The sequence below is a fragment of the Extibacter sp. GGCC_0201 genome (genome assembly GCF_017566055.1).
Lineage (GTDB): Bacteria > Bacillota > Clostridia > Lachnospirales > Lachnospiraceae > Extibacter.
On record NZ_JABFCH010000005.1, the window covers coordinates 19,000 to 31,428 of the forward strand.

At 51.0% G+C, this 12,429-nt stretch carries 10 protein-coding genes; all 10 read right to left on the reverse strand.

What is annotated here, in order from left to right; translation table 11 throughout:
* Positions 1-35: 35 nt before the first annotated feature.
* The 10 genes from secA to HJV72_RS04655 all read right to left on the reverse strand — a co-directional run bounded on the left by secA (position 36) and on the right by HJV72_RS04655 (position 12,251).
* Entirely contained in the window at positions 36-2,600 is a 2,565-nt protein-coding gene (gene secA / locus HJV72_RS04610) for a preprotein translocase subunit SecA (RefSeq protein WP_208069088.1), read from the reverse strand.
* Positions 2,601-2,708: 108 nt separating this feature from the next.
* Complete coding sequence (gene hisA / locus HJV72_RS04615) at positions 2,709-3,479, reverse strand: phosphoribosylformimino-5-aminoimidazole carboxamide ribotide isomerase (RefSeq protein ID WP_208069096.1); 771 nt, start codon at positions 3,477-3,479, stop codon at positions 2,709-2,711.
* A gap of 9 nt (positions 3,480-3,488) precedes the next feature.
* Positions 3,489-4,721: a phenylacetate--CoA ligase family protein gene (locus HJV72_RS04620; protein ID WP_208069098.1), complete on the reverse strand. Its 1,233-nt coding sequence runs from the start codon at positions 4,719-4,721 to the stop codon at positions 3,489-3,491.
* A 46-nt stretch (positions 4,722-4,767) separates the two neighbouring features.
* Positions 4,768-5,352, reverse strand: a complete 585-nt coding sequence (locus HJV72_RS04625) for an indolepyruvate oxidoreductase subunit beta (RefSeq protein WP_208069100.1) — start codon at positions 5,350-5,352, stop codon at positions 4,768-4,770.
* A gap of 1 nt (position 5,353) precedes the next feature.
* A complete protein-coding gene (gene iorA, locus HJV72_RS04630; protein WP_208069102.1) occupies positions 5,354-7,159 on the reverse strand; it encodes an indolepyruvate ferredoxin oxidoreductase subunit alpha in 1,806 nt (601 codons plus the stop codon).
* A gap of 172 nt (positions 7,160-7,331) precedes the next feature.
* Positions 7,332-7,685: a hypothetical protein gene (locus HJV72_RS04635; protein WP_208069103.1), complete on the reverse strand. Its 354-nt coding sequence runs from the start codon at positions 7,683-7,685 to the stop codon at positions 7,332-7,334.
* Between the two features lie 106 nt (positions 7,686-7,791).
* Entirely contained in the window at positions 7,792-9,744 is a 1,953-nt protein-coding gene (locus HJV72_RS04640; protein ID WP_208069104.1) for a fructose-1,6-bisphosphatase, read from the reverse strand.
* Positions 9,745-9,761: 17 nt separating this feature from the next.
* Complete coding sequence (gene dapB, locus HJV72_RS04645) at positions 9,762-10,520, reverse strand: 4-hydroxy-tetrahydrodipicolinate reductase (RefSeq protein WP_208069105.1); 759 nt, start codon at positions 10,518-10,520, stop codon at positions 9,762-9,764.
* Between the two features lie 98 nt (positions 10,521-10,618).
* Entirely contained in the window at positions 10,619-11,515 is an 897-nt protein-coding gene (dapA, locus tag HJV72_RS04650) for a 4-hydroxy-tetrahydrodipicolinate synthase (protein WP_208069106.1), read from the reverse strand.
* 106 nt (positions 11,516-11,621) lie between these two features.
* Positions 11,622-12,251: a single-stranded DNA-binding protein gene (locus tag HJV72_RS04655; protein ID WP_049727416.1), complete on the reverse strand. Its 630-nt coding sequence runs from the start codon at positions 12,249-12,251 to the stop codon at positions 11,622-11,624.
* Between the last annotated feature and the right edge of the window lie 178 nt (positions 12,252-12,429).

The window sequence follows — 12,429 nt, forward strand, 5'->3', positions numbered from 1 at the left end:
CTTATTTCCATATATTTATATTCCTATATCTTCTCTTACTTGCGCCCGCAACACTGCTTATATTTCTTGCCGCTTCCGCACGGACACGGATCGTTAGGATACACCTTCTTCTCCGCGCGCCGCTTCGGACCGCGGACCGCACTCTCGTCCTTGTTCGTGCCGGTCACCTTGGCTACCTGTTCCCGCTCTACCTTCTGTTCGATTCTCACATGGAACAGCGTACGTATCGTATCCTCGGTAATACTTTTTGTCATCGCCCCGAACATATCATATCCGTGCATCTTGTACTCCACCTTCGGATCTCTCTGTCCATATGCCTGCAGCCCGATTCCCTGGCGCAGCTGATCCATATCGTCGATGTGATCCATCCACTTCGCATCAATCACCTTCAGCAGAACGACACGCTCTACTTCACGCAGATGCTCCGGTTCCGGGAATTCCGTCTCTTTCAGCTCATAAGACTTCACCGCACGCTCTTTCAGCATATGCTTTAATTCCTTCTGGCTTATATCCTTGATGTCCCCTTCCGTGACAGGCTCCATCGGAACTACATTGTGGATCGTCATGTTCAGTTCCTGAAGGTTCCAGTCTTCCGGCTCGTCGTCCGGAGAGACAATCATGTCTACCACGTTCTCCACATAATCGTTGATCATGTGGAAGATGGAGTCACGCATATTCTCTCCGTCCAGCACGCGGCGCCTCTCTTCATATATAATCTCTCTCTGTTCATTCATGACCTGGTCATATTCGAGCAGATTCTTACGGATGCCGAAGTTGTTGCTCTCTATCTTCTGCTGCGCTTTCTCGATAGCGTTGGAGAGCATCTTGTGCTCTATCTGTTCTCCGTCTTCCACGCCAAGCGTCGTAAATACGTTCATCAGCCTCTCCGAACCGAACAGGCGCATCAGATCGTCCTCCAGAGAGATGTAGAATCTGGACTCTCCCGGATCGCCCTGACGTCCGGAACGTCCGCGCAGCTGATTGTCAATACGCCTCGCCTCATGCCGCTCCGTACCGATAATCTTCAGGCCCCCGGCAGCCCTTGCCTCATCATCCAGCTTGATATCCGTACCACGTCCTGCCATGTTGGTCGCTATCGTCACCGCGTCATGGATACCGGCCTGAGCGACGATCTCCGCCTCCTGCTCATGGTACTTCGCATTCAGCACATTGTGCGGGATGCCCCTTTTTTTCAGCATACTGCTAAGAAGCTCCGATGTCTCAATCGTAATCGTGCCGACGAGCACAGGCTGATGCTTGGCGTGCGCCGCTTCTATCTCATCGCACACGGCCCGGAACTTCTCCTTCTGCGTCTTGTATACGGCATCTTCCAGATCAATCCTCTGTACTTCTACATTCGTAGGTATCTCCACGACGTCCATGCCGTAGATATCCCGGAACTCTTTTTCTTCCGTGAGAGCGGTACCTGTCATACCGGATTTCTTGTCAAATTTGTTGAACAGGTTCTGGAACGTTATCGTCGCCAGCGTCTTGCTCTCCCTTTTGACCTTGACGTGCTCCTTCGCCTCTATGGCCTGATGAAGGCCGTCGGAATAACGGCGCCCCGGCATGATACGGCCGGTGAATTCATCTACAATCAGTACCTGGTCCTCCTTCACGACATAGTCCTGGTCACGGAACATCAGGTTATGCGCCCGCAGCGCCAGTATGATGTTGTGCTGAATCTCCAGATTCTCCGGATCCGCCAGGTTCTCTATATGGAAAAACTTCTCTACCTTCTTCACACCGTCTTCCGTGAGGTTGATATTCTTTTCTTTTTCATTGACGATAAAGTCTCCCGACTCCTCGATGTCCTCTCCCATGATTGCGTTCATCTTGGAGAACTCTCCGCTTGCCTCACCTCGCTCCAGCTGGCGTGCCAGGATATCACAGGCTTCATACAGCTTCGTGGATTTCCCGCTCTGCCCGGATATGATGAGCGGAGTCCTCGCCTCGTCAATCAATACGGAGTCGACCTCATCGATGATGGCAAACTTAAGTCCTCTCTGCACAAGCTGTTCCTTGTAGATGACCATATTGTCTCTCAGATAATCAAATCCAAGCTCATTGTTCGTCACATAGGTGATGTCGCAGTTATATGCGTCCCGGCGCTCGTCATTATCCATACTGTTGAGCACGACGCCGACCTTCAGTCCGAGAAATTCGTGCACCTGTCCCATCCATTCGGCGTCACGCTTTGCCAGGTAATCATTGACCGTGACGATGTGCACGCCATCACCGGTCAGAGCGTTCAGATATGCAGGCAGGGTCGACACGAGCGTCTTGCCTTCACCTGTCTTCATCTCTGCGATACGCCCTTGATGCAGTATAATGCCGCCGATGAGCTGCACCCTGTAGTGCTTCATCCCAAGCGTCCTGACCGCGGCTTCCCTGACAACGGCAAAAGCCTCCGGAAGTATGTCGTCAAGCGTCTTTCCTTCCTTCAGCCTCTCTTTGAATTCCCGTGTCTTATCTTTCAGCTCGCTGTCTGAGAGCTTCTGTATCTCAGGCTCCAGCGCCTCGATAGCGTCTGCTATCGGATAGATTCTCTTCAGCTCGTTCTCGCTGTGCGTTCCAAATATTTTCTGTATTAAACCCATACTGCGTGTTTACTCCTTGTCCGTAAATTTACTCTATCCCTCATTCTAGCACTATACAAACTCCAATTCAACCCGTTTATAAAGAGTTCACAAACTGTTAATTACTCGTCATCTGTATTGCTTCACCATGTCATACGGCACAGTTCCGCCGAACAAATCCAGGGCACTTCCTATTGTAAAGTCCACGCCGCCGCCTGACACCTCCCTGAAATGCTCCAGATCCTCAAGACTTCCGATGCCCCCCGCATATGTCACCGGAATTCCCTTAAAGCTCCCGAGCATACGTACCAGCCCTTCTTCCATACCGGAAACACGCCCTTCCACATCCACTCCATGCACAAGAAATTCATCGCAGTACCCGGCTATCTCATCCAGAACGCAGGGCGTCAGTTCCACATCCGTGAACTTCTGCCACCGGTCTGTCACGATATAATATGCCCCGTCCTTCCTGCGGCAGCTCAGATCGATGACCACATGTTCCCTGCCTGCGGCACGCTCCAGCTCCCGGAGCCGCTCCCACTGCACCGCGCCGTCCCGGAACACATAGGACGTTACGATGACATGGCTCGCTCCATGCGCGATATAATCCTTTGCGTTCTTCGCCGTGATGCCTCCCCCGATCTGCAGGCCTTCCGGATAAGCGGACAGAGCCTCCAGCGCCTGTGCCCTGGTCGCCTCGTAGTGTTCCGACGATGCGGGGTTCAGGAGTATGACATGGCCTCCCTTAAGCCCGTCTCTTTGATACAGGTCTGCATAATGCGCCGCCCCACATACGGAGGAAAAGTTCTCCCTGGCGCGATCCTGTTCGTCTGTCAGGCTCCCGCCGATAATCTGCTTCACTTTGCCGTTATGTATATCGATACATGGTCGAAAACGCATCTTACCCTCCTAATACCGGTTGTCGAATATTCTCGTCGACTTCTTCTCGCTACGTGGAAGATCGCCGATTGCCACCGGTTTCACATTCGTAGTGATACCTATCTTCTCTTTGAATTCCTTCTGAATCACCTTTGCGGCTTCTTTGAGCTCCACACCTCTGTTCACTTCCACGAACAGCGTACACACGTCTTTGCCGTTCAGGTGGTCGAGCATGAACTGGTACTCGCTGGATGCCTCCATGACGCCTTTGAGCATATCCTCGATCTGGCTCGGGAAGATATTCACGCCTTTCACCTTTACCATGTCATCCGTACGCCCAATCAGCGTGTCGATTCTCGGATATCTGGAACCGCACGGACAGTCTCCCGGTATGAACCTCGTCAGGTCATGGGTTCTATAGCGGATGAGCGGTGCCCCCTGCTTACGCAGCGTCGTGATGACAAGCTCTCCTATCTCCCCGTCCGGAACATTCTTCCCGGTCTTCGGATCCACAATCTCAAAATATACATAATCATCCCAGTAATGCATACCGCACTCACAGTCGCAGCTCATGGCGATGCCGGGACCGTACACTTCCGTAAGCCCATATATGTCATAGAGCTGCACGCCCAGTTCATCGGCAATCCGCTTTCTCATCTTCGCGCCCCACCGTTCGGAACCGATGACGCCTTTCTTAAGGTATATCTTGTCTGTCATATCTCTTTTTGCTATCTCCTCTGCCAGAAGCAGTGCATATGAGGAAGTAGCGCAGAGGACCGTAGACTTCATGTCACGCATCATACGGAGCTGCTTATCCGTATTGCCGGGTCCCATCGGAATCGTCATGGCTCCGAGCCATTCCGCGCCGAGCTGGAAGCCGATTCCTGCCGTCCACAGCCCGTATCCGGGCGTGATATGTATGCGGTCCAGCGCCGTGATGCCCGCCATCTCGTAACATCTGGCGAACATCTTCGCCCAGTCGCCCACATCCTTCTGCGTATATGGGATGATTATGGGCGTCCCCGTCGTCCCTGAAGAAGAGTGGATTCTTACGATCTCCTCGTCCGGCACTGCCTGAAGGCCAAGAGGGTATGCCTCCCTGAGGTCACCTTTCCATGTGAACGGAAGCGTTTCAAAGTCTTCCTGAGACTGTATCGACCCGATGTCGATTCCGTCCAGCTTATCTTTGTAAAAGCACGGCTTGGAGGTCAATAATTTCAAGTTCTCCTTAATGAGCCTGAACTGTAATTCTGTCATCTGCATTTCTAAAACCCTTTCTCCGGTTTTCCGGCCTTCGATGTATTCTCTCTCACCGTGCCGCCTCTGCTCCGAGAGACAGCGCTTTCATGTTCATAGCAACGAACTGTGGTTTCACACGTTTCTTAATCTCCGCTTCCATATCGCTCAGAGTGATATCCAGCGCCCTGCTTGCGACAGCCACGCCGAGAAGCGTTACGTTGAGCACTTTCGCGGAGCCTGCTTTATTGCACAGTTCTGTGCCGTCCACGATACAGAGACGGCTGACATGCTCTTCCAGATAGCGCAGCATCTCTATCCCGTCATAGCTGCTGTCACTCAACGTGGCAGTCACCGGCTTGACCGCCTTCTTATTGACGACGACCACGCCGCCTTCCCTCAGGTAAGGAAGGTTCCTCACTGCCTCCGCCGGTTCAAACGCCAGGATGACTTCCGCGCTCCCAAACGGTATGAGAGGAGAATGGATATGCTTTCCCATACGCACATGGCTCACGACAGAGCCTCCCCTTTGTGCCATGCCGATTGTCTCGGTCGTCCGCACGTCATACCCTTTATCCATAGCTGCATACGCAATCAGTTTGGAGGCAAGGACGACGCCCTGTCCTCCGACACCGCAAAGCAGGCAATTCTTATTCATCTTACTCCACCTCCTGTATCGCCTTGAACTTGCACACCTGGGCACACAGGCCGCATCCGGTGCAAAGAGACGGCTCTATAGATATGTTCCCGTCGGTCCTGACAATTGCCGGACAGCCGAGCTCACGGATGCACTGCCTGCACAGCGTACATGCTTCTTCCTTCACCTCATACCGTGCTGCCGGTTTTGTAACCGCAATACACGGAGACTTGAAGATTACCGCACGCACTCCCTTTTCATCCATCACTTCCTTCACCGCGCCAACTGCTTCCGCAAGATGGAGCGGATCCGCATTAACAATCCGGCCTACACCGACTGCCTCCAGAATCTTTTCAATACTGATCTTAGAAACTACATCACCCATCATCGTCTTTCCTGTCCCCGGGTGCGGCTGATGGCCTGTCATGGCCGTAGTAGAATTATCCAGAACGACAAGTATGATGTCTGTCTGGTTATATACCGCATTCACCACGCCGGTCATTCCGGAGGCAAAGAAGGTCGAGTCGCCGATAAATGCAAAGTTTACCGCGTCAGGTTCGATGATATGCAGTCCCTGTGCAATCGTCACATCCGCCCCCATGCACAGGCACGTATCTACCATATCTAACGGCTTTGAATTGCCGAGCGTATAGCAGCCGATGTCCCCTGAATATACGGCCTTTCTTCCTTTCGCCGCCAGCTTGACCGCATAGAATGACGCCCGGTGCGGGCATCCCGCACAGAGGACAGGAGGCCTGACAGGAAGCGACGGTGCTTCTTCCGGCCCGTCCGCGTCTCCCGCCGCCAGCTCCTCGTATTCAGGCAGAAACCTTCCCAGGTCCCCTCTCACGCTTTCAACGCTGTTTTCCCCGGCATTTTTTGTATCATGGGTGAGCTTGCCTCTTATCGTCACCGGAAGGTGGTACTTGCCTGCAATTCGCTGCAGCTCCTTTTCAATGACAGGGTCCAGCTCCTCAAGGACGAGCACTTCCTCAAGCCCTCTCATAAACTCCACGGCCAGCGTTTCTGGAAAAGGATGAGGCGTGCCGATCTTCAGAAGCTTTACTTCTCCGGGCAGCGATTCCTTCACATAGGCATAGCTTATGCCGCCTGCCGCCACGCCCTTTTTCAAGCCGTCCTTCCCCTCTACCGTATTGTATCTGCAAGTAGAAAACAGGTGTGAAAGTTCTACATTCCTCTCCTCAATCTTTATATGGTTCTGGTAGGACAGACGGGGGAATATGACCCACCGTCCCGTATCCTTGACAAATCCTTCCGGCTCCCTCTCTGCCGCAGCTTCACCGAGATCCACCGTGGCACAGCCGTGACAGACACGGGTCGTCGGACGGAGCAGGACAGGAGTGCCGTATTGTTCAGAATACGCAAAGGCTTCCCCTACCATCTCGTATGCTTCCTCCGGCGATGACGGGTCGAACACCGGCAGCTTGGCGAATGCAGCAAAGCACCTCGTGTCCTGTTCCGTCTGTGAGGATATGGGCCCGGGATCATCTGCAGCCACGATGACCATACCTCCTTTTACTCCGACATATGCAAGGCTCATAAGCGGATCGGATGCAACATTAAGCCCTACCTGCTTCATCGTAACCATCGTCCGCGCTCCTGCGTATGCGCCGCCTGCCGCCACCTCAAGCGCAGCCTTTTCATTGACGGACCACTCCACATGGATCCTGCCGCCGTCGTTATGTTGTGCTACGGTCTCCAGAATCTCCGTAGACGGCGTACCCGGATAGCCGGATACGAGCCTTACGCCGGCGTGGATAGCCCCGAGGCCTATCGCTTCATTACCCATCAGCAATTCTTTCGCCATTTTTTATGTATCTCCTTTGGTATATATTTATAATTTTAAATTATATCATAATTCACACCGGAAACAAAGTTTTTTACCGATACGCCGCTTTGCCTGTTTCTTTTATATGCGCCAGAGGCGGACCTCCTCTTTGGAGGTCCGCCTCTGGCATGTCTTATTGGTATGCAGCTTCTTACTTGTTGCTGTCGTCTGCTTTGTTCTCTGACGCGTTACCTTTGACATCTTTATCGTTCGCGTTCTTGTCTGTCGTGTTCTTGTCACGGTTGTCGTCACCGTCCAGACCGTCGGCGATATCTTCTGCGCCGTCTTTTACGTCGTCTCCGATTTCGTCTGCTACACCTTCATCACGTGTGCCGTCTGTCGCGTCATTCGTATTCGTGTCGTTGGCGTCGCCTGTATTGTCTCCTGTCGTCGTGTTGTTTGTAGCTCCGTTATCTGCAGCGTCCTTGTCGCTTCCGCATGCTGTTACCCCCATGATTACGCCTACGCACATAAGCATAACTAATAATTTCTTGAACTGTTTCATGTCATAATCTCCCTTTCATGTATATTCATATTAAATCAAGTATTACTTGTTGCTAGTAATATTTGCAGTTAATAGAAATATATGCATCAGGGCAGGTGGGATTTTTTTACATTCTTTCGGCGATACGGCCGCTTCTGTATGCCGCCATCAGCACTTCCAGATCCGCTATCTGTTCTTTCAGCTCTTTACCTACATCAGTATCGCCGACAATCTTGCGCTGTACGACACGTTTGACGATCGTACTGTCAGAATGGATGTCACTTTCTTTTTCGATAGCCGCGTCTGTAGACTCAAATGGCTCATGTGCCACGAGAATCAGGCCGTATGAGTTGTAAATCAGCGTGTATCCGGCTATTCCGGTCTCTTTCTGATAAGCCCTGGAGAATCCTCCGTCTATGACAAGCACTTTTCCTCCGCATTTTACCGGGTTCTCTCCGTCCTTTGACTTAACGGGCACGTGGCCGTTGATGATATGCGTGCCTTCCGGAGGGAGCCCGAACTCTGCCAGTATCCTGTCTACGACTCTTACATCCTGCAGCATCGAATAATATGGATTTTTTTTCTCCCGGTGCGTCTCCTTGTCTGCCAGGAAATAGCGTTCGAAGGTCGCCATCTTGTCCTTGCCGAACAACGGTGAATTCTCGTGCAGCCAGATATACCACATGATATCCTTGCCCCGCTCTTTTTCTTTTTCGTCCAACGCGTAGAACCCTTTCCTCACATAGCTCTCCAGCACTTCATACAGGCTTCTGCCCTTGTATGACCTTCCGAAGATACGGACCGGCTTTAGCGTGCCGTCTTCTTTCAGCGGCACGCAGCCGTGGTACAGCAGATTATTGTTATACACTTTATAAAGGCTGCCTTTGTTCAGCAGGAAACGCATGTGCCGCTGCAGCTTTTCACAGTGAAGGAAGGCCTGCTCAAGCCGCTCCATGATATCTTCCTCTTCCTTCGTCAGCGCATATGGACGCTTCGGGTCGATAGTCGGGAAGTTTGTATCGAGCAGTTCATATGTCTTGCCTTCTATCTCTATCGTTCCCTTATCATAGTCGATATGATGCAGAAGGTTCCTGTCATCCATCTTGAAGCCCGGATTTTTTTTCACGACCTGTCCTTCTACCTTAAACTGGATGATGGATATCGCCTTGTGCATCTTGATGTCCATCAGCATCTCGTTCGGGTTGTAATTCGGCTCCCCTTTGAGCTTAAAGCATCCGCACGCATCGTCCTCATATGTGTTCAGGGCAAATGTGGCAAGCGGCAGAAGATTGATTCCATATCCGTCTTCCAATATATCCAGATTGCCGTATCTTGCACAGATGCGGATTACATTGGCTATGCATCCTCTCTGCCCTGCCGCAGCCCCCATCCAGAGCACATCATGATTGCCCCACTGGATGTCGACCGAATGGTGTTCCATCAGTTTGTCCATGATGATGTGCGGTCCCGGCCCCCGGTCATAGATGTCCCCGACGATATGCAGATGATCCACGGTAAGCCTCTGGATCAGCTCGCTCATGGCGACGATAAACTTCTCGGCCCTGCCCGTCCTGATAATCGTATTCACAATTGCATTGTAGTAAGATTCCTTGTCCGTCACTTCCGCCTTCTCCGTAATCAGCTCCTCGATGACATAGGCGAAATCCTGCGGCAGGGCTTTGCGCACCTTGGAACGCGTATACTTGCTGGCGGCCCGTTTGCACACTTCGATGAGGCGGTACAGTTTAATCCGGTACCAGTCCTCCATGTTACTCTCTTCCCTTTTTATCCGCTCCATCTTTTCTGCCGGGTAATAAATAAGAGTAGCAAAAGACTGCTTATCTCTGCTACTCATAGTATTTCCGAACACATCATCAATTTTACGGCGCACGGAACCAGAGCCGTTCTTAAGCACATGGGAAAACGCCTCATATTCCCCGTGGATGTCTGTCAGAAAATGTTCCGTCCCCTTCGGAAGATTCAAGATAGCCTGCAGGTTGATGATTTCTGTCGACGCTTCTGCAATGGTTGGATAAAGTTCCGAAAGCCTTTCCAGATATCTTTCCTCTAACTCTTTCATAACGCCTCCCGTCTGCCTTACAGCACAACTACGTCCGACATATCGTACCGTCCCGCCGGCTTTCCTGCCAGATACTTGGCGGCTTCTACCGCGCCTTTGCCAAATATGGCTTTCGAGTACGCCGTATGTCTGAACTCTACCACCTCATCTGCACCGGCAAAGATAATCTCGTGGTCGCCCACTATCGTACCACCTCTCACCGCCGAGATTCCAAGCTCTTTCTTCTCTCTCTTCTTACGCTCCTGGCTTCTGTCGTATACATATGTATACGCATCGTCCATCGCCTCATTGATGGAATCTGCAAGCGCTATGGCTGTCCCGCTCGGAGCGTCGACCTTCTGGTTGTGGTGCCTCTCCACCAGCTCTATGTCAAAACCGGCGCCTGCAAGAACCTTTGCCGCATTCTTTACAAGCTTCAGAAGCAGGTTGATGCCCAGAGACATGTTGGCAGATTTAAGTACCGCTACCTTCTTAGACGCTTCTTCCACCTTCGCGAGCTGCTCTTCGGACAGGCCTGTCGTACAGAGCACGACCGGCACCTTCCGGACGGTACAGTAGTCAAGCAGCGCGTCCGCCGCCCCTGCGTTGGAAAAGTCAATGACCACATCTGCCTCCACATCGCAGCTATCTATGCTCTCGAATACAGGATACGCATTTTCCCTCCCGGTATATGAATCAATTCCCGCAACAATTTCAATCCCTTCATCTTCACGGATAAGTCCTGTAATCACCTGGCCCATCCTGCCGTTGCACCCGTGCATTATCGCTCTGACCATCTTATAATCTCCTTTACTTACTATTAAAAAAAGGATATCATATCTGTCATGCAAACTCAACATATGATATCCTTTTCACATTCATTTATTATCTATGCTTACTGAACTACTTTGATTCCATAATCCTTCATCGCCTGTGCCAGCGTCTTCTCGTGTTCTGGCGTAAGCTCCGTGAGCGGCATACGGACCGGACCGCAGTCCATTCCCATAAGCTTCATCGCCCGCTTCACCGGAATCGGGTTCACTTCGCTGAACAGCTCGGCGGCAAGCGGAATTGCTTTCAGCTGAAGCCGCGCGCTTTCCTGCACATCCCCGCTTAAATATTTCTCACAGATATCATGTGTCTGCTGTGGGGCGATATTGGACAATACCGAGATGACACCTATCCCCCCCAGTGACATGAGCGGCACGATCTGGTCGTCATTGCCGGAATACAGATCGATGTTGCCGTCTGTCGCACACATGATCTTGGCAATCTGAGATATGTTTCCCGAGGCTTCTTTGATGCCCACGATATTATCTGTCTCTTTCACTAAAGCTGCCACTGTGGCCGGCTCGATATTACATCCCGTCCTGCTGGCAACGCTGTACATAATAATCGGTGTCCCTGATACAGCCTCCGCAACTGCCTTGTAATGAGCGATAAGCCCCGCCTGCGTAGCCTTGTTGTAATAAGGCGTCACAAGAAGCAGGCCGTCCGCCCCATAACAGGCTGCATCTTTTGACATATCTACCGCTGTCCTCGTACAGTTGGAGCCCGTCCCCGCTATGACCGGAATCCTGCCCTTTGTGCGTTCTATCGCGAACTTCACGCATGCAAGATGCTCTTCCTCTGTCATCGTGGCCGATTCCCCGGTAGTACCACATATTATAATACTATCTGTACCGTTGTTACAGTGATAGTCGATTAACTCATCCAGTCTATCATAATTGATGCTTCCATCTTCATTGAACGGTGTGACAACCGCCACCCCGGCACCTTTAAATATAGCCATATTAAACCTCCTGACCTTCACCAATATGTATTATTAAGATTCATAAAAATTTTATCATTAATACTAAAATATGTCAATGAAAGTCTCTTGTCCGGCTTGAATGCTCCTACTCGTCTACACATTCTAATTTGCTGACCGATACCTCGTAGGCGATGCGTTTCTGGGTCTCAGTCTCAGAAAGCTTTTTCACATATTCCCTGCTCTGGATCCTGCCGTTGACCTGCACGTGCTCTCCCACCTCAAAAGTGGATGCGAACCTGGCATTCCTGCCCCAGCATATGCACGGTATGTAATCTGATTTGCCATACGGCCTGTTCACCGCCAGCAGGAGGTCTGCGATTTCTCTTCCAAGCGGAGTCTTTCTGTACACCGGAAGCTTACATATGTAACCATCCAGGAAGATGCTGTTCGTCTTCGCACCGTCCAGTTCCTCCTCTATAAAAGACACTTCTCTTACGAATACGGATAGCACAAGCCTGTTCTTTTGTTCATCGTGTCTGTTATAAGAGCGGAACTGTCCGCTTGCCATGACAAATTCCCCGGTATAGTCCTGGGTCACGTCGATGAGACGTTCTGAAATCATGAGCGGAATCCGGTCCTCGGAGTTGCTGAGGCGCTTTACGAGCACATCTACCATGTAGAATCCTTCACCGAATACTTCATGGCTGAATGTGAATCCTCCTGCTACCTCTCCCATAATAGTTACCTGGTTGTTTTCAATAATCTTATCTGACATAATTTTACAATCTCCCTTCCTCTGAATCGTATTTCACGGTCACTATTTAGTCTATGAAGAGAGATTCTGATTTAGAACTATTTTTTATTTTTAAAGTTATCGATTCTTTCTATAAGCGATTGAGTACTTGTAAATTCTGCAAAATGTGGTAAACTAATAAAGTTGTATATAATAAATA